Genomic DNA, 15,869 nt, shown 5'->3' on the forward strand with positions numbered 1-15,869 from the left:
TCCGTTCGGCAGAACGAACGGTGAACGGTGGGGAGGCTATGGCGTCACGGAAAGTGTGTCAACGGCCGCAGGGGGCGGGGCGGCCGGAAAGTCCCTGAGGGTCGCGGCGTGACTGATCAGTCATCAACTGCCTTATGCGACAGGTGACTTCCGCCTTCCGGCCGCGGCTCCGACAGATGTAGCCGCTGGTCGGCCCGGTACTGCAGCAGGAGCACGGAGTGCACGGCACCCCCGACCGCCGTGTAGCTGTGCGGAAGCGTCGCGTCGAATCCCACGTAGTCCCCCGGGCCCAGTTCCACCTCACGCCCCTCCACCCGGACCGCCAGCCTGCCGGCCTGGACGATGGTGTGCTCGGAGCCCACATGACCGAGCGAGTCCTGCCGGCAGCCGGCGCGGACCCGCTGGTCGTAGACCTCGAAGACGGCGTCGCCCGACTCGATCCGCCGCAGCGGCCGGAGGTCCACGCCCTCCCCGCTCAGCACCTCGACCTCCTCGGCGCGCACCACGGTCAACTCGCCGGAGGGACGGGCGTCCAGAAGGTCCGAGATGGGCACCTCCAGAACGCGCGAGAGGCTGAAAACCGTCTCGATGGTGGGGTTGCCCGTACCGGACTCCAGCTGCGACAGCGTGGCCTTGCCGATCTTCGACCGCCGGGACAGCTCGGAGAGCGACAGCCCCTGGCCGGTCCTCAGCCGCCGGAGGTTGGCCGCCAGCATCTCCCTGATCGATCCCTCGGAGTTCTCCGAACTCCGGTACACGGGAGGGTTGTTGCGGCCTCTGGAAACCTCTGGACTCCCCGGACTCGCCGACCTCTCGGACGTGCTCACGGCCGCCCCCTCTTCTCTCCGCCCGTTCGTTTCAACGTACGCGCCCTTCCGGACCCGTGCATTATCCCGACCGGCGCCGCTTTCGGGGCGAGGGCGCTCAGGCCGCCCGAGTGCGCGGCGTCAGGGCGTTGCGGTGTGCTGCGTCAGGGCGTTGCGGTGCGCCGCGTCAGGGCGTTGCGGTGTGCCGCGTCAGGGCGTTGCGGTGTGCTGCGTCAGGGACTTCTCGATGAGCACCGCGGCCATGCCCCGGGCGCGTTCCGCGGCCCGTTCGACCGACCGCATGGAGTTCGCGATGCAGGCGCCCTCGTGCAGGATGAGCAGCTGACCGGCCAGTGCCGCCGGATCGTCGGCGCCGGCCGCCGTGGCGAGCTCCGCCAAGTAGCCCATGAGCCAGCCCTTCTGCTCGCGCGCGACGCCCTGTCCCGGGTGGTCGGCCGGCAGCTCGACAGAGGCGTTGACGAAGGCGCAGCCGCGGGCGTTGCACTCCCGCATCCAGTCACGCAGGGCACTGAAGGTGGCGAGCAGTTGCTCCTCGGGGGTTCCGCCCCGCGCCTCGACGTACCGCACGAGCGTGGTGCGCCACCGCTCGTCCCGGGCACGCAGATAGGCCAGGATCAGATCCTCCTTCGAGCCGAAGCGGTCGTAGAGCGTCTTCTTGGTGACCCCCGCTTCCTCGGCGATCGCCTCCACGCCGACGGCCCGGATCCCCTGCTCGTAGAAGAGCCGGGAGGCGGTGTCGAGAATCCTCAGGCCGGCGGGGGTCAGGCGTGGTGCACCGCACCGCTTCCCGCTCCGGCCGGTCGTCCCACTGTCGCCAGTCATGCCTTGACGGTACACCGATCGGTATGGTTACGTCAGTAGCTATACCGGTAAGTATACTCGTGGGGCTCGAAGGGGGAGTGGGGTCGTGTAATGCCTGTGTGCCGCCGTGCGCGGCAAGGCAACTCACTTCCGTGCAGCGTCATTTGACGATGCGTGTGGCCCTGATCCGGTCAGCGTCCAGTCGGCGATGACTGCTGCCGTCACCGCAGTCATGGCGACAGGCATGGCAGCCGGCGGCCCCTCGGCCAGGCAGGAAGACAGGCAGCCGGACCGGCGTGCCTGCCGCCGGCCCTCCCCCTGATTCCCGCAGCAGTCCCGTTTCCCTGGAGAAGGAGATGATCCTCCGTGAAGCCCGTCATCATCGGTGTGGGCGCCGAGTTGCAGCGGGGGAACCTCGCCGCAGCCGGCCGCGCCCTCCACGAGCAGGGCTGGATGCCCGGCGCCGCGGGGAGCCTCTCGGCGCGGAGCGGCGACGCCGTCCTGATCACGGTCGACGGACCGGACAGGGGCGCGCTGACCCGTGACGACATCGTCATGGTCGAGCCCGGCGAAGGGCTTCCCCTGCTCGGCGAGGTCGACTGGCCCCCGGCCGACACCGCCCTGCACCTGGCCCTCTACCGCCTGCTCCCCGCATGCGGGGCGGTCGTCCAGGCCCCCACCCCGCATGCCACCACCCTGGCGTCGACGGCAGGCACGACCGGGACGGTCGACCAAGTCACCGTGAACGGCCGGGAGTCGGCCCACGGCATGGGCCTGACCGCCCCGCACCCTGCGGCGCTCCCCCTTGTCACCACCTGGCCCGACGTCCCCTGCACCGCCGAGGCCGTCGCGGACCAGCTCGCCGGATGCGGGGAGGACGCCCCGCCCGCCCTCCTCATCGCCGGGCTCGGCGTGCTGGCCTGGGGCCGGGACCTCGCGACGGCCCGCGAGCGGCTGGCGTACGTCGAGGAGCTCAGCCGGCTGGCGCTGTCGGCCGAGGAGCGGGCCGTCGGCGCCGCGGGGTGAGCCGGCGGTAGATGCGGTAAGGCCGTCGCCCCGGGGCTCAGCCGCCCGTCCCCGGGGTCGACAGCGGCACCGTGATCTGCTTCAGCCACGTCCCCGTCGCGAAGTCGCGGGCCTTCACGACGACCCGGTCGGTATGCACCTCGACGTGGAGCCCCTGGTTGAACGTACCGGGGACGGTCACCTCGCCGCCCTGGCCGTTGTCCGCGAAACCGGTCTGCACCGCCCCCGTGTTGATCACTGAGAAGCCCTCCAGGTTGGCGGTGCCGGGCACCACCCGGCGCACGTACCAGTCGGAGAGCCGCAGGTCCCAGTGGGTGTGTCCGCAGAAGACGAAGACGTCCCGGTACCGGCCGAGGAGGCCGAGCAGCCGCTCGGCCTGGAGGTAGTCACGCTGGTAGAGCTTGTTCCGGCTGCCGGAGACGGTGTCGGGCAGCGGATGGTGCGTGATCACCATGATCGGCTTGCGGCGGCGCGTCCAGTGGGCCAGCCGCTCCTCCAGCCAGCTGAACTGCGCCTCGCTGAACCAGACTTCGTCCCACAACTGCGGGTCGTGGTAGTGCATGTACCGCTCGGTGCCCAGGCTCAGCACCGGTATCCCGCCGAAGGCGTGCTCGGCGAAGACGGTGTTGCGGCCGGCGAAGCGGTAGAAGCTGCGGAACAGCGAGTCCTCGGTGGTGCCGTTGGGCCAGGTCGCCTGTGCGAGCGTGTCCGGGTCCCGCCACTTGGGCACATAGAACTCGTGGTTGCCGATGGCCCAGGCCAGCGTGCGGGAGTGCGGATTCTGCTCGAACACCGCCTTGACTTGGGCGTATTCGGCATCGTAGCCGCGCGGTGTGATGTCTCCGGCGATCGCCAGTCCCGAGCTCCCCGGATTGGTCGCCCGGATGTCCCGCAGCGCCGTCCCCAGGTCGCCGAGGTCGCCCTGGATGTCGCTGATGACGTTGAACGTGGTGACCGGACGGCCCGCACGGGGCAGGGCGGCGGCCGGCGTGGCGGTGACGGCGGCGGTGGCCACCGCCCCGGTGGCCGCGGTGAGCAGGGATCTGCGCTGCACGGTGAATCTCCTTGGCTGGGACGACATGGCGGTGACGGAGTGGAGGTGACGGAGTGGCAGTGGCGATGACGCGGTGACGGCCGAGGGCGCACACCTCCGGTGCGCACGCCGGGCATCCGCCTCCCGCACGCCCCGGCGCCGCCGTGGGCCGGACCCCTCATCCATAGGTGACGCACCGTCCCCCACGTGCGGATTCGCGATGACGGCCGCATGAACGCCGCCCTACGGGCCGGCGAGCGGACCGGTCCGACCGCGCGGGGGCATGTAACGGTCCCGCGTCAAAGCGCGTCGGTCCCAGTGTTCCCGGCGCGCCACTGTGGTGCACTGGAAGGACGTGGGATCTCTCATGTACGGGGGAGCGATGACGCGTTCAGCAGCGTGCTCCGGATGTGGCCGGAGCACCCCTCCAGAGGCGGCGTTCTGCGCCCACTGCGGCACGGCCGTGGGTACCCATGCACCCACCGCCCCTTCGCCGCCGTCCACGACCAAGTCCACCTGGCAGCAGGCCGGCACCGCCGGCTCGGGCACCGGTCGGCGCCCGAGCGGCACCTCCACCTGGCAGCAGGCGGGTGCCGCCGACTCCGGCCGCAAACCGGCCTGGCAGAAGTCCGTGGCCACCACCAATCCCGCCGATCGCCGTGCCACCGGGCCGCGCTGGGGCGGCAGCCGCGATCTGACCCGGTATCTGTGCGCCGCCACCTACCTGGACCGCGAGTTCACCCGAGCGCTCATCAAGCAGATCGCCGCGGAACCCCATCTGGGCGTGGCGGCGGCTCCCGCCTGCGATGTCACCGTGGTGCTCCGGCACGCCTATCTGGCCGACGCCCGCCGGCACGGCCGGGACCTCGTCCTGGCCGTCCTGCTCGTGCTCGCCTTCGTCTTCGGGTTCTGGATCGGCAACCCCGCCCTCTTCCTGCTGGCCCTGTTCCTCTCCTGGGTGACGACGCTCGTCTTCGAACTGTCCACCCGCTACGGCCGCTTCCTGCAAAACCTCCGCCCCGACCGCTTCGACCCCCAGGACGCCCCGCAGCCCCTCAACGGCAACGTCTCGGCCCGCCTCACCCAGATCGCCGGATACGCCGGCGGGAACGTCTCCGTCTACAGCGGCTACGCCCCCTTCATCGGCTACGGCTCCGAACTCGACTCCTGGTCCCTGTCCTTCGACGTCACCACCTCCAACCGGCCGGGCGCCACCCCGCAGAACTTCGATGTGAAGGACCTCTACGAGCACATCGCCAACCGGGTCGGCGCACTGTCCCTCCCGTGCCTGGAGATCGAGGAGCGGGTGTTCGTCGACGGCCTGGCGGTCCTGGAGGACAAGCGGTTCCTGCCGAACCCGCTCGGCCGGCCCGTGGCCCGCATCTCCACCGGCCTCCTGGACGACCTCAAGCGCTCCCCCGAGGAGGGCGCGCGCCCCTACCTGGCCGTCCATTCCACCGGTTGGCGCGGCGAGTTGGTCACCTCGCTCTTCCTCCGCTTCTTCCGGTCGGACTCCAACCTCTACGTCGAGGCCGTCCAGACCGTGCTGTGCCCGCTGGATGACCGCTACCGCGTCATCGACACCCTGATGCCCCGCCCGTCCCTGCGCGAATTCGCCGGCCAGACGGCGAAGACGCTGTTCAGCACCCCCTTCGTCCTGATCGCCTCGCCGGCCCGCGCGATCCGGGGGTTCTTCCCCGACTACGGGATGGCCTGGCGCCTGCGGGATCAGGACAAACTCATCACGCAGCTCCGCCGGTTCGACTACGGTGCGCAGCAGAGCGTGCGCCAGAAGGCGTCGGCCACCCGCCACGGCCGCTACTTCCAGAAGGCCGACAGCGGCATGGTCCTCAAGACGGTGGAAAAGCGGGTACTGGACGCCCTGGTGGAGTTCTGCGACGCCCGGAACATCGACGTGGGCGAGCTGATGCAGCGCCAGGAAGTCATCATCAACAACGGCATCATCGCGGCCGAGGGCGCGAAGGTGGTGTCCAACGCCGTGGCCTCCGGCGGGAAGTCCAGGAGCGCGATCAGCGTACTGAAGAAGATTCCCCTGCCGAACATGGACTGATCCGCACGGCGGACCGGCATCGGCAGCACGAAGAACGAGCGCAGGGCCAGGAGTTCAAGGATTCCCCACGAGGGGCGAGGAGCCATGCAGCAGAAGAACAACGGAATCAGCGCCAGCGGCGGCTCGAACGTGGTCGGGAACGCCGTCGCCAGCGGCAAGGGCGCCAAGGCCGAGGTCCGCTACACCGGTGCGGGCCAGGACGACGACGGCCGGCAGCGGTCGCCCCAGGAGATCGGCGATCTGCTCGCCCAACTGATCGACCGGCTCCAGCAGTCCGACCATCCCGAGCGGGAGGACCTGATCGAGGCCGCGCAGGACGCCCGCGAGGAACTCGCCTCGGAGACCCCTCGCCGGGGCAAGCTGAAACTGTTCGCCAGGGCGCTCGTGGACGCCGTTCCGCGGTTCACCGCGCTCGCCTCCCTGGCCGTGACCATCGAGCAGGCGATCCACGGACTGTAGCCGACTGGCCACGGCCGTAACGCAGGGCGTTCGGCCGGGAGTTGGCAGAGCTCCGGCGAAAGGAGGAGACGCGCATGCCGTCCTGCAGCCACTGCGGTGCCCCCTACCCCGACGCCGCCGCGACCTCCTGCCCCCGATGCGGAACACTGCGCGCGAAGAGCCCCACCTGGGGCGGCGGCACCACCGGGCAACCCACCCCGTCCACCCACCACACGCACCCCACCCGGCCCACCACCCCCGGCTACATCCGGGTCGGCCCCACCGTCCTCCCCCGCTGGCTGCCCTGGCTGCTGGCGGTCCTGCTCATCGGCGGCGGCATCGCCGCCTACGCCGTCGCCTCATCCGCCCCCGACTCCCCTGCCGTCGACTTCCCGCCGTCGACCACCGGCCCGTACACCGCGCCACCCACCGCACCCAACCCGACCGCCCCCGACGACCTGCCCACCACCCCCGACCCCACGCCGACCGCCGACTCCCCCAGCGCACTCGTCGAGAGGTTCTACGCGGCGATCAACGCCCATGACTTCGCCACGGCCTGGGAACTCGGCGGCAAGAACATCGGCGGCGCCGCCTACGGCGACTGGGTCGCGGGCTACGGCACGACCCGCCAGATCACCGTCTCCGCCACGGGCACCACGAGCCCGGACAAGGCCGACGCCGTGGTGCGCGCGCTCCAGAACGACGGCACGGTGAAGGTGTACCAGGGGACGTACACCGCCTCCGGCGGCACCATCGTCGACGCCGAGATCACCACCCGGTGACCGCGTCGACGACACCGCGGGCCTTAAGCCCGTCCCCCTTCTTGCTTCTCGTCTCGTCAGGCCCGGCCGTCGGCTACTGCTGCTGCAGGGACTGGAGGCGGGTCTGCGCCGTGTAGACGTGGCGGGGGTCGAGTGCGGGCAGTTGGCGGAGCAGGTTGATCAACTCGGGGCCGGTCTCGATCGCCTGGTCGTCGTCGGTGATCTGGTTCCAGCAGTAGTGCGCCCCGCGGGCCGCGTTGAGGACCTCGGCGGAGTCCGGCGGCTGATGCCCCAGCCGGGTGCGGGCGACCGCCACCCACAGCTGGGTGGCAAGCGGCCAACGACCGGCGATCCGGGCGAGATCGGCCCGGATCTCGGCCCATTGCGAGACTTGCGGCGAGTTGTACCCGAAGCGCTGGAGGGCCTGCTGCTCCCATGACTCGGCCATCTCGGCGGCTTGGTCATGGCGGCCGGCCTGCGCGGCCTGCCAGATGAGCGGCCTGGGGTCGGGGGCACTCGTGAGCGCGGGCAACGCCGAGGCGGAGGGCTGCTGCGGGGACGCGGGGCCCGGCGCCGCGGCCGGCATCGCCGATGCGGGTGCCGCCTCGACTGCCGGTACGGGCGCCGGCGACTGAACCGGCTCCGGGGCCGGGGCCGAGGGTGCCGCCGGTGTCGGCTGATGCGGAAGTGCGGGCTGCGCCAGGGGAGTTGGCTGGGCCGCCGGGACCTGGTACGGGTTCACCGCAGGGGCTTGCTGCGGGGCCGCGGTGGGCGCGCTTCCCTGCTCGGGACCGGCAGGAACGGGACCGGTCAGGGGTGCGGAGGCGGGCACGGGCGTGGGGGCGGGCGGCGGCGGGAGCGGCATCGGCTGCGGCGTCTGCACGGGAAACGGGTTCGGCATGACCGGCGGCTGCGGCTGGTCGTCGACGAAGGGGTGAACGCTCTGGTTGGTCCCATCCGACGGGAGCGGCGGGAACGGACCGAAGTCCTGCGGAGCGGGCGCGGGTTCGGGTTCCCGGCGGCGGAGAGCGGGGCGCCCGGCGCGGTCGCCGGAGAACAGTCGCTTGATCGGCGCTTTTGGCCGGGTTTCTACGGTGTCGTCGTAGGCGCCGGGCGGAGCGAGCTGCGGGGTGTTCGGCAGGACGAGCGTGCCCGGGGGTATCGCGGCGGCGGCCGCGGTCAGCGCGTGCAGCCGGGCGTTCGAGGGCCGTTCGGGCTGGGTGCGCAGCACGTCGATCAGGTGCTGGGTGTAGACGCTGATGCCGTCCGCGGTCCCGGCGAGGCCGGGCGGGGTGATCACCCCGTACACCTCCGCGTTCACCTCGGGCAGTCCGCCGAGTTCCTGGAGCACCGCCCAGGAGCCCTTGTCGGCGGCCATGTCGACCAGCACGGTCGTGGCACCGCGCCGCCGGCGCAGCTCGTTGTGCACCCATTCCCAGGGCAGTGCCGTGTAGCGCGTGGTGGCGGCCGAGGAGCCGGCGGAGGCGAGGTGGAGCCGGTGGTGCTTGCGGTCCACGGTCAACTGGCCGGCGAGGTAGATGAGCAGCGGCCCGGTCGCCGCGGCGGCGGTCCGCAACCTGATGAGCATGGTGTTCTGATCACGCGCGCCATCGAGGTGGACGAGGTCGGCCGGCAGGGTGCTGCCGAGCAGCGCGGACACGGGAACGGCGGTCAGCGCCGCCAGGTTCGCGCTGGGTATCACCTGCACGGTGCGTCGGTGCGTGGCCCTGGCCCCCGCGATCAGCAGCACGTGGCCGCGCTGTTCCTCCCCGCTGGTCTGCATGGATGCACCCTACTCATGCGGAGGCCCGGACGACGGATCGGCTGTCGGTTCTTTGCCGCTCCGGGGGCGCGCCGGACGCCTCCGCCCCGCCGCCGCACGGTACCGCCGGCGGCCCGGCACGCGGCCCTGAACCGGCCCCGCCGGACTACGCTTCCGCCCCGCCCCGGTCGGCCGACGACCGCGTAGCACCCCGCCCCGCCGGGCCCGCGACCGGGCTCGCTGTCCCGCGCCCGGACGGGTGGAGAAGGATGGGCGGGCTGAACACACGTCCGCGAGAGGTCCGTCCCCATGCCGCACATCACCGTCGACTACTCCGCAGAGCTGGCCGGTGTCTTCGACCGGCGGGCGTTCGTGCGGGAGTTGCACCCGATGGTGCTGGAGGAATCCGGCTCGGCGGGCGTGTGCAAGACCTTCTTCCGGGCGGCCGACGACACCTACGTCGGCGACCGGGAGACGGGGCAGGTCGCGTTCGTGCACGTGGACGTGGGGCTGCTGCCGGGGCGCCCGGACGAGCTGAAGGGCCGGCTCTCCGGGGACGTGCTGGCCCTGCTCGGCAAGCACCTGCCCGAGGACGACGTGGTCACGTCGGTGGAGGTCCGGGACCTGCCCGGCTCCTACCGCCTGCGCAACCGGCGGCGTTAGGACCGGTCCCGCGACGGGCCGGCCGGGCCCGGCGCGACAAGGCGCCCAACGCCCCTCCCCTTCCACCGATGCGCCTCCCCCGGCCGTCGTCAGGCCCTGGCGTGTGCGACCGCCGCGGTGGCCAGACCGGTGATGAGGGGGTGGGCGCGGGTGCCGTCGCCGTCCAGTTCGGGTTGGAAGAGCGTGGCCAGGAAGAAGGGGTGGCTGGGCAGTTCGGCGATCCGGACCTCGCCGGACTCGTCGGTGCCGGTGAAGGCCAGGCCGTGCTCGCGCAGGACGTCCAAGTGGCGTGGGTTGGGGGCGTAGTTGCAGTGGTAGCGGGCCTGGGCGCGGTCGGTGCCGAGCAGTTGGGCCGCCCGCGAGCCGGGCGTGATCCGGACGGTTCCCTCGTGGCCGACCAGGGAGCAGGCCAACGGGACGACCAGCGCGTCCTCGTCGGTCAGGCCCGGGGTGTTCTCGGCGTGGCCGGCGCGGGCCAGACCGCAGACGTTGCGGGCGAACTCCAACAGGGCGTGCTGGAAGCCGCCGCAGGTGCCCAGGAACGGGATGCCGTGCGCGCGGGCCGTGCCGATCGCGGCCAGCACACCGGCCTCGCTGCGATAGGGGCTGCCCGGCAGGACCCAGATCGCGTCGAAGCCCGTCAGGTCCTCGTGGGCGTCCTGGGTGGGGATCCAGTAGGCGTCCAGGTCCAACCCGTCGCGGGTACGCAGCACGTCGAGGAGGCCGGGGATACGGGCGTGCGAGCGGACGGCTTCCGAGCGGTCACCGACCAGGGCGATGCGTGCGACGGGCGCACTCGATGCGGTGTCGTTCATGACAGTCATCCTGCTGCGCGCTCCAGGATCAGGTCCAACGATGATCCCTGCACTGCGGATAAGCAACGCTGATGCACAGGGAATACTGCGGCGCATGGACCCGCATCTGCTGCGCACCTTCGTCGCGGTCCTCGACCACCGCTCCTTCTCCGGGGCCGCCGCGGCGCTCGGTTACACCCAGTCCGCGGTCTCCCAACACATCGCGGCCCTCGAAACCGACGTGGGCGCCCGGCTGGTCGAACGCCGGCCGGTGGCCCCCACACCGGCCGGCGCGCGACTGATGGAACACGCCCCCGCCCTGCTGCTGCGCCTGGACGCCGCCCGCGCCGACCTCGCCCGCCTGCACCAGGCCCGGCCCACCCGCCTGACCCTCGCCTGTTCACCGGCCGCCCTCGGCCCCACCGTGGCCCAGGCACTCGCCCAACTGCGGGCCGGCACCCCTGCACTGGACCTGGAGGTCCGGGTCTCGGGCCGGGAGGCGGTGCTGGCGGACGTCGTCACCGGCCGCGCCGACCTCGGCTTCGTCGACGGCGCCGCCGCCCCCAGCGACCCGCTCCCGATGCCCGACCTCGGACCCACCACCACCCTCGCGGCGGCCGAGGAGCGCCTGGCCGTGCTCCTTCCCGACAACCATCCGCTGGCGCGGCGCCGTTCGGTGCGGCTGACCGACCTGGCCCAGGCACAGTGGATCGACGCCCCCGACACCGCCGTCCCCCTCGACCGACTGCGCGCCCTCTGCCGCACCGAGGGGTTCCGCCCCCGGATCCGTCACCGCGGAACCGATCTGCACGGCCTGGCCGCGCTGGCCGCCGCCGGCCACGGACTTGCCGCACTCCCCCTGCCGCTGGCGGCCGCCCTCCCCGGCATCGCGGCCGTACCGGTCGGCCGACCCCGCCTGGTCCACCGCACCGAACTCGTCCACCCCGTCAACCCGTCCGGCCCGGCCAGTCAGTTGGCCGACCTGATCACCGCCGCCCGTACGACGACCGGGACATGACCGGACCGGCGGCTCCGCGCCCCGTTTCCACTCCACCAGAGCCCGGTTGCCGTCTGCGGTAGCCGGGCCGAACACCGTGCACGTAAACGTCGCACGCCTGAACGTCCGTGCGGCCAGGCCGACTGGCGCTCACCGCCGAGCCGACTTGCGGCGTTCGCGGCGCCAGACCACCGATCCCCATCAAGTCACCGAACACCGGTCCGACCAGCGGAGATTCGCCCCATCCCAGGCGCTGCCAGGCCGAGGACAGACCTATGCCCTGAGCGTTTCACGCAGTCAAGACCGTCCGCGTACGGACAGAACAACAGGTCCACGAGTTCCACCAGTTCCTCATGTCCAGGCCGTCCCCTCTCCCGCCTTGCGGTCGTTGGGCGTATGGTGACTGGAATCTCATCCCCCCGTGAGGTTAGGAAAGACATGACTGAGTCCGTTCTCCACCAGACGATCCAGAATCTCGAAGGCGCCCTGCCTGAGCTCGAGGAGCAGGAGCGCGACCTGCGCAACCAACTCGACGCCGTGGTGCAGCGGGTGACCTCCGCCCGCAGCGCCCTGGAGCACCTGCGCGTACTGACCGGCGCCGCACTCCCCGACAGGCAGCCGGTTGCCGTCGGCGCGGCAGCCGACGAACTGCCGGCGACCGCGGCCCCGGAGACGTCCGGCGAAGCCGAGCCCGCGGCCCCGGCATCCGGTGCCGTCGAGGAAGAGCCGGAAGCGGTGTCTGAGGCGGACGCCACGGCCTCCGTCGTCCCGCAGCCGCGGGCCGCCACCTCGGCGAAGCCCAAGCGCCGTACGGCGAAGAAGCCGGCCGGCAAGAAGGCCGCGGCGGCGAAGCCCAAGGCGAAGAAGACCGTCACCAAGCGGACCGCGGCCGCCAAGCAGCCCGCCGCCAAGGACGCCGGCAACAGCCTGCTGGACTCCGCGCTGGAGGTGCTGAAGGACGCCGGTACGCCGATGCGTCCGCGGGACATCAACGCGGCCCTGGGCCGGGAGGCCACGCCGGGCCAGATCGAGTCCGTGCGCAACACCCTGGACCGCGCCGTGAAGAAGACCGACCTGGTCACGCGCCCGGGTCGGGGCACCTACGCGGCGGCCTGACCCGCTGCCGAACGCGGTGTCGATGCGGGCCCGCCGTCGGCGGGCCCGCACGGCAATCCGGTCCGGGCGCAAGGCGAGGGATCGTCGTGCCCGAACATCCGCAACCAGCGGACGACAACACACCCGGTTCGCAAGGCAGTTGTGGGCCTGGTGCACCTTCTCCTCCCCACCCCGGCAGGAGAGGGAACGCCGCCCACGACCCCTCGCCCGCGTGCCAGGCGCTCCGAAGCGCACCGGTGTCATTCACCCGGCGACCGGGACGAGCGGCCCCGGAAGCGTGCGGTCGCCCGCCACCCACCGGAAGGTCCTCGGCCCGACCACCCACCCAGGCACGCGGGGACGGACGGCCGGCAGAGCGCAAAGGTGATCCCGTGAACGAGCCGCCCCCACGGCCCTCCGCCGAACTCCACGAAGTGCACCGGCTCCGCCTGGTCGAAGTGGCGCCACCGCCCCTGTCGCCCGAAGAACAGCTGGCCGAGGACCGTGCCTGGGCACAGGCCGTGCGGGCCAACCCGAACCTCTTCGACGGCCCGGCGGCGGCGTGCACGGGGTTGGCGTGGGAAGGCCCGCACAGCGCGGTCATCTCCTGGGCGCGGACGACCTATCGGCGCTACGCACGGCATCGGGCTCCGGACACCACGCCTGCCGGGCTGCCGGCCCTGTTCGTCGCCCTCGTGCAGCCGACGGAGGACGGACGGGTCCTGGTGGGCCGGATGGCCCCGTGGACGTCCACACCGGGCCGCTGGCAACTGCCGGGCGGCTCCATCGAACCGCCCGCCCCCCACGAAGCCCTCGACACCGCCGCACTCCGGTCGCACGCCGCCCGCGAACTCTCCGAGGAGACCGGCATCGACCGGCCGCCGGAGGACCTCACCCCGTGGCTGGTCCTGCGTGGCGGTGCGCGCAGGAGCGTCGGGGTGGTGTTCCGCGCACCCGACCGGCCCGCGCACTGGTTGGCCGAACGCCACGCGGCCCTGCGGTCGGCGGAGGCCGCGCAGGGCCGCGTCCCGGAACTGGACCGCATCCATCTGGTGGGCTCGGCCGACGAGTTGACGGGCCTGGACGGGCCGTGCGCCACCTATCTGGAGCCGGTCCTCCGCCACTACCAGGAAACGGTGCGCCGGCGGGGTGCCTGACAGCGCCGTGCGATGGCTGATGGCATCGCGCTGTCCGGACCGTGCCGGAGGAAGGGTCTGTGCGGCATCCGCACACGGGCCCCGTCCCGCATCCCTGGCGCGTCGATCTCCGAGCGGCGCCACGCTACGCGCTCGGGTCGTGGCCCGCCTCCCTGACGCCGGGGCCGACAGGCGTGAGGGGATACGGTGTGCAGGCCCGTCGGCCATGGCCGTCGGCGGGTGGGCGGCCCCTCGTCATACGCCGCCCGGATGCCTGACGAAAGGTGCGGAGATGACCAACGTGCACGGTGAATCATTCGACCTCCCCACATCGGACGGGACCGCCGACGCCTACCTCGCCCACCCCGACGACGGCGCCCCGCACCCCGGAGTCCTGCTCTACATGGACGCCTTCGGACTGCGCCCCGCGCTGGAGGCGATGGCCAGGCGACTGGCCGGGCACGGCTACACGGTGCTGGTGCCCAACGTCTTCTACCGCTCCGGCCGCACCCCCCTGGTGGAGCTGCCCGAGCACATCAACCCGGCCGAGCGGCCCGAGATCTTCGCCACGCTCATGCCGATCATGCAGTCCTTCACGCCCGACATGGCGGTGCGGGACGCCGGCGCCTATCTCGACTGGCTGGCCGCCTCGCCCCTGGTCGCGGACGGCCCGGTGGGCACCGCCGGCTACTGCATGGGCGGCGCCCTGGCGATCCGCACCGCCGCCGCCTACCCGGACCGGATCGCCGCGGCGGCCGCCTTCCACACCGGCCGGCTCGTCACCGACGCCGAGGACAGCCCGCACCGGCTCCTCGACCGCGTCACGGCGGAGCTGTACTTCGGCCACGCCGACCAGGACCAGTCGATGACCGCGGAGCAGATCGCGGTCCTGGAGCGGACGTTGGACGAGGTCGGGGCCCGATTCCGGAGCGAACTGTACGAGGGTGCCCAGCACGGGTACACCCAGACCGACACCGCCGCGTACAACGCCGCGGCGGCCGAGCGGCATTGGCAGGCGCTGCTGGACCTCCTCGGGCGGACGCTCTGAGGCGAAGCTGGTTGGTGCCGCGCGGTCGAGCGCGGCACCACCGGCTCCGGCGGCGTCGGTGGCCAGGCGAGTCGCCCGACTCCCGGCCACCGGCTCCCAGCCACCGGCCCCCGACCGCCGCCCTCCCGGCTACCGGCAGCCGGTCTCGGTCGGGGTGAACCGCAGACGGGCGTGGTCGCCCGCGTCGAGCGCCTGGTGGTAGGTGTCGGAGGTGACGGTGAACCAGACACCGTCCTTGCGCCGATCGCCGTTGACGTCGTCCAGGAGCACGCACCAGCGTTCCGGCCGGACCACCCGGCGGTAGGTCTCCCTGCCGCGCGCGGTCCGGTGGCAGTCCCGGTAGTGCTCGGTGGTGTACCAGGTCTTCTTGGACCGGCCGCTGCGCTGGGTGTGCTTGACCCGCCGGGTGCCGGGCGTGCAGGTGGTGACCCAGTGCGGACGGCTGGCCAGGGTGGTCTGCCTGGTGAGATGGCGGACGCCGGACCGCAGCCCCGAGACGGTGTCCCGCTGCGGCGCCATGCCCGGTCCGGCGCTGCCGGAGCCCACTGCCTGTCCCCCGCCGCATGCGCTCAGTCCGGCCATCAGGCACGCCATCAATCCGGCGCGTACCAGTCGGTGCTTCGTGCGCATGTCTTCCTCTGCGGTCGGTGGTCTGCGGGCTGCCTGCGGGCGCCCACCGGCCCGGCCCCCACGGGCGGGGCCGTCGCCCCCGCCACGGCAGCGGTCAGGCTATCCGAGCCCCTGTTCGGGCCTGTGGCCGGGGCGTTGAGGCCGCAGGCGGCAACCACCGGCCCGGGCCGCATCCCCGGCCACCCGTACGGTGGCCGACCTCCGCATCCGAGGGCTTGCGGCGCCGTGCAGAGTACAGCAACCACCAGTGCTGCAAAGGTTTCAGACGGTCCGTCAGCCCCACAGTCGCGTGGTGACCACGCGCGGGGTGCCGGCCGGCCGGTGGCCGGTGTACGTCAACGTCACCTGGGTGTAGTGCCGCCCGGAGTGACCGGAGCGGGCCTGCGGGCGATCGAGACGCACGGTGACCGGATAGCCGTGGAAGTGGCCTGCCGCGCAGTAGGGCTCGCAGTCGTTGACCACGTCCGTGCCCTTGCCCACCGCGGAACCGGCGCGCCACTGCGACCAGTGCAACGACTTCAGGGCGTTGTTGCCGTCCGCGCAGGCGAGCATGAAGTTGCCGGGGCGCACCTTGGCGTTCCCGGTGCAGTCGATGACCGCGACGTGGTCGCGGGTGGGCGGTGCCTTGGTGGCGGACGCGGTGGCCGGCATGGTGGCCGCGACCAGTGCCGCCCCCGCACAGACCATGAGTGCTGCCGTAGCCCTGTGAAATCGCATATCCGCTCCTCAGCCGCCTCGCGTGGTGGACACCGGCAACCGGCTGCGACGCAGGGTGCGGTCTTCCCTA

16 protein-coding genes are annotated in these 15,869 nt (G+C 72.2%); 9 read left to right on the plus strand and 7 right to left on the minus strand.

What is annotated here, in order from left to right; genetic code table 11:
• Positions 1–116: 116 nt before the first annotated feature.
• Positions 117–758: a helix-turn-helix domain-containing protein gene (locus ACIQE0_RS21440; RefSeq protein WP_402334496.1), complete on the minus strand. Its 642-nt coding sequence runs from the start codon at positions 756–758 to the stop codon at positions 117–119.
• 258 nt (positions 759–1,016) lie between these two features.
• Positions 1,017–1,649 (minus strand): TetR/AcrR family transcriptional regulator, encoded by a 633-nt coding sequence (locus ACIQE0_RS21445; RefSeq protein ID WP_366330435.1) that lies wholly within the window; start codon positions 1,647–1,649, stop codon positions 1,017–1,019.
• 345 nt (positions 1,650–1,994) lie between these two features.
• Here ACIQE0_RS21445 and ACIQE0_RS21450 point away from each other — a divergent pair, with 345 nt between their 5' ends.
• The gene (locus ACIQE0_RS21450; RefSeq protein ID WP_402334499.1) at positions 1,995–2,654 is read left to right on the plus strand and encodes a class II aldolase/adducin family protein; all 660 of its coding nucleotides are present in this window, start codon (positions 1,995–1,997) and stop codon (positions 2,652–2,654) included.
• Positions 2,655–2,691: 37 nt separating this feature from the next.
• On the opposite strand, the gene ACIQE0_RS21455 is transcribed toward ACIQE0_RS21450, so the two are convergent.
• Complete coding sequence (locus ACIQE0_RS21455) at positions 2,692–3,708, minus strand: metallophosphoesterase family protein (protein WP_402334502.1); 1,017 nt, start codon at positions 3,706–3,708, stop codon at positions 2,692–2,694.
• Between the two features lie 442 nt (positions 3,709–4,150).
• On the opposite strand from ACIQE0_RS21455, the gene ACIQE0_RS21460 reads away from it, so the two are divergent.
• The 3 genes from ACIQE0_RS21460 to ACIQE0_RS21470 all read left to right on the plus strand — a co-directional run bounded on the left by ACIQE0_RS21460 (position 4,151) and on the right by ACIQE0_RS21470 (position 6,978).
• Positions 4,151–5,758, plus strand: coding sequence for a zinc ribbon domain-containing protein (locus tag ACIQE0_RS21460; protein ID WP_402334505.1), 1,608 nt, complete (start codon positions 4,151–4,153; stop codon positions 5,756–5,758).
• An 84-nt stretch (positions 5,759–5,842) separates the two neighbouring features.
• Positions 5,843–6,217 (plus strand): hypothetical protein, encoded by a 375-nt coding sequence (locus tag ACIQE0_RS21465; RefSeq protein WP_402334508.1) that lies wholly within the window; start codon positions 5,843–5,845, stop codon positions 6,215–6,217.
• Between the two features lie 74 nt (positions 6,218–6,291).
• Positions 6,292–6,978: a hypothetical protein gene (locus ACIQE0_RS21470; protein ID WP_402334511.1), complete on the plus strand. Its 687-nt coding sequence runs from the start codon at positions 6,292–6,294 to the stop codon at positions 6,976–6,978.
• A gap of 73 nt (positions 6,979–7,051) precedes the next feature.
• Here ACIQE0_RS21470 and ACIQE0_RS21475 read toward each other — a convergent pair whose 3' ends face one another.
• Positions 7,052–8,740: a hypothetical protein gene (locus tag ACIQE0_RS21475; RefSeq protein WP_402334513.1), complete on the minus strand. Its 1,689-nt coding sequence runs from the start codon at positions 8,738–8,740 to the stop codon at positions 7,052–7,054.
• A gap of 288 nt (positions 8,741–9,028) precedes the next feature.
• Here ACIQE0_RS21475 and ACIQE0_RS21480 point away from each other — a divergent pair, with 288 nt between their 5' ends.
• The gene (locus ACIQE0_RS21480; RefSeq protein WP_402334516.1) at positions 9,029–9,382 is read left to right on the plus strand and encodes a 5-carboxymethyl-2-hydroxymuconate Delta-isomerase; all 354 of its coding nucleotides are present in this window, start codon (positions 9,029–9,031) and stop codon (positions 9,380–9,382) included.
• 89 nt (positions 9,383–9,471) lie between these two features.
• On the opposite strand, the gene ACIQE0_RS21485 is transcribed toward ACIQE0_RS21480, so the two are convergent.
• Positions 9,472–10,197, minus strand: a complete 726-nt coding sequence (locus ACIQE0_RS21485) for a hypothetical protein (protein ID WP_402334518.1) — start codon at positions 10,195–10,197, stop codon at positions 9,472–9,474.
• Between the two features lie 94 nt (positions 10,198–10,291).
• Here ACIQE0_RS21485 and ACIQE0_RS21490 point away from each other — a divergent pair, with 94 nt between their 5' ends.
• The 4 genes from ACIQE0_RS21490 (at position 10,292) to ACIQE0_RS21505 (ending at position 14,452) form a co-directional block, all read left to right on the plus strand.
• Positions 10,292–11,194, plus strand: a complete 903-nt coding sequence (locus tag ACIQE0_RS21490; RefSeq protein WP_402334521.1) for a LysR family transcriptional regulator — start codon at positions 10,292–10,294, stop codon at positions 11,192–11,194.
• Between the two features lie 417 nt (positions 11,195–11,611).
• Positions 11,612–12,289 carry a hypothetical protein gene (locus ACIQE0_RS21495; RefSeq protein WP_402334524.1) on the plus strand — a complete coding sequence of 226 codons (678 nt, stop codon included), beginning with the start codon at positions 11,612–11,614 and terminating at the stop codon, positions 12,287–12,289.
• Positions 12,290–12,660: 371 nt separating this feature from the next.
• A complete protein-coding gene (locus ACIQE0_RS21500) occupies positions 12,661–13,425 on the plus strand; it encodes an NUDIX hydrolase (protein ID WP_366330446.1) in 765 nt (254 codons plus the stop codon).
• A 271-nt stretch (positions 13,426–13,696) separates the two neighbouring features.
• On the plus strand, positions 13,697–14,452 hold the full coding sequence (locus ACIQE0_RS21505) for a dienelactone hydrolase family protein (protein WP_402334527.1): 756 nt from the start codon (positions 13,697–13,699) through the stop codon (positions 14,450–14,452).
• A 129-nt stretch (positions 14,453–14,581) separates the two neighbouring features.
• Here ACIQE0_RS21505 and ACIQE0_RS21510 read toward each other — a convergent pair whose 3' ends face one another.
• Positions 14,582–15,082, minus strand: coding sequence for a hypothetical protein (locus ACIQE0_RS21510; RefSeq protein WP_366330448.1), 501 nt, complete (start codon positions 15,080–15,082; stop codon positions 14,582–14,584).
• Positions 15,083–15,355: 273 nt separating this feature from the next.
• A complete protein-coding gene (locus ACIQE0_RS21515; protein WP_402334531.1) occupies positions 15,356–15,799 on the minus strand; it encodes a hypothetical protein in 444 nt (147 codons plus the stop codon).
• Positions 15,800–15,869 lie beyond the last annotated feature (70 nt).

It is taken from the genome of Streptomyces sp. NPDC093097 (assembly GCF_044754325.1).
Taxonomy (GTDB): Bacteria; Actinomycetota; Actinomycetes; order Streptomycetales; family Streptomycetaceae; genus Streptomyces.

Bases quoted from the DNA above. Each gene is read 5' to 3' on its own strand.
- ACIQE0_RS21445 (WP_366330435.1), bottom strand. From the start codon at position 1,649: ATGACTGGCGACAGTGGGACGACCGGCCGGAGCGGGAAGCGGTGCGGT.
- ACIQE0_RS21465 (WP_402334508.1), top strand. From the start codon at position 5,843: ATGCAGCAGAAGAACAACGGAATCAGCGCCAGCGGCGGCTCGAACGTG.
- ACIQE0_RS21470 (WP_402334511.1), top strand. From the start codon at position 6,292: ATGCCGTCCTGCAGCCACTGCGGTGCCCCCTACCCCGACGCCGCCGCG.
- ACIQE0_RS21475 (WP_402334513.1), bottom strand. From the start codon at position 8,740: ATGCAGACCAGCGGGGAGGAACAGCGCGGCCACGTGCTGCTGATCGCG.
- ACIQE0_RS21480 (WP_402334516.1), top strand. From the start codon at position 9,029: ATGCCGCACATCACCGTCGACTACTCCGCAGAGCTGGCCGGTGTCTTC.
- ACIQE0_RS21485 (WP_402334518.1), bottom strand. From the start codon at position 10,197: ATGAACGACACCGCATCGAGTGCGCCCGTCGCACGCATCGCCCTGGTC.
- ACIQE0_RS21490 (WP_402334521.1), top strand. From the start codon at position 10,292: ATGGACCCGCATCTGCTGCGCACCTTCGTCGCGGTCCTCGACCACCGC.
- ACIQE0_RS21495 (WP_402334524.1), top strand. From the start codon at position 11,612: ATGACTGAGTCCGTTCTCCACCAGACGATCCAGAATCTCGAAGGCGCC.
- ACIQE0_RS21505 (WP_402334527.1), top strand. From the start codon at position 13,697: ATGACCAACGTGCACGGTGAATCATTCGACCTCCCCACATCGGACGGG.
- ACIQE0_RS21510 (WP_366330448.1), bottom strand. From the start codon at position 15,082: ATGCGCACGAAGCACCGACTGGTACGCGCCGGATTGATGGCGTGCCTG.
- ACIQE0_RS21515 (WP_402334531.1), bottom strand. From the start codon at position 15,799: ATGCGATTTCACAGGGCTACGGCAGCACTCATGGTCTGTGCGGGGGCG.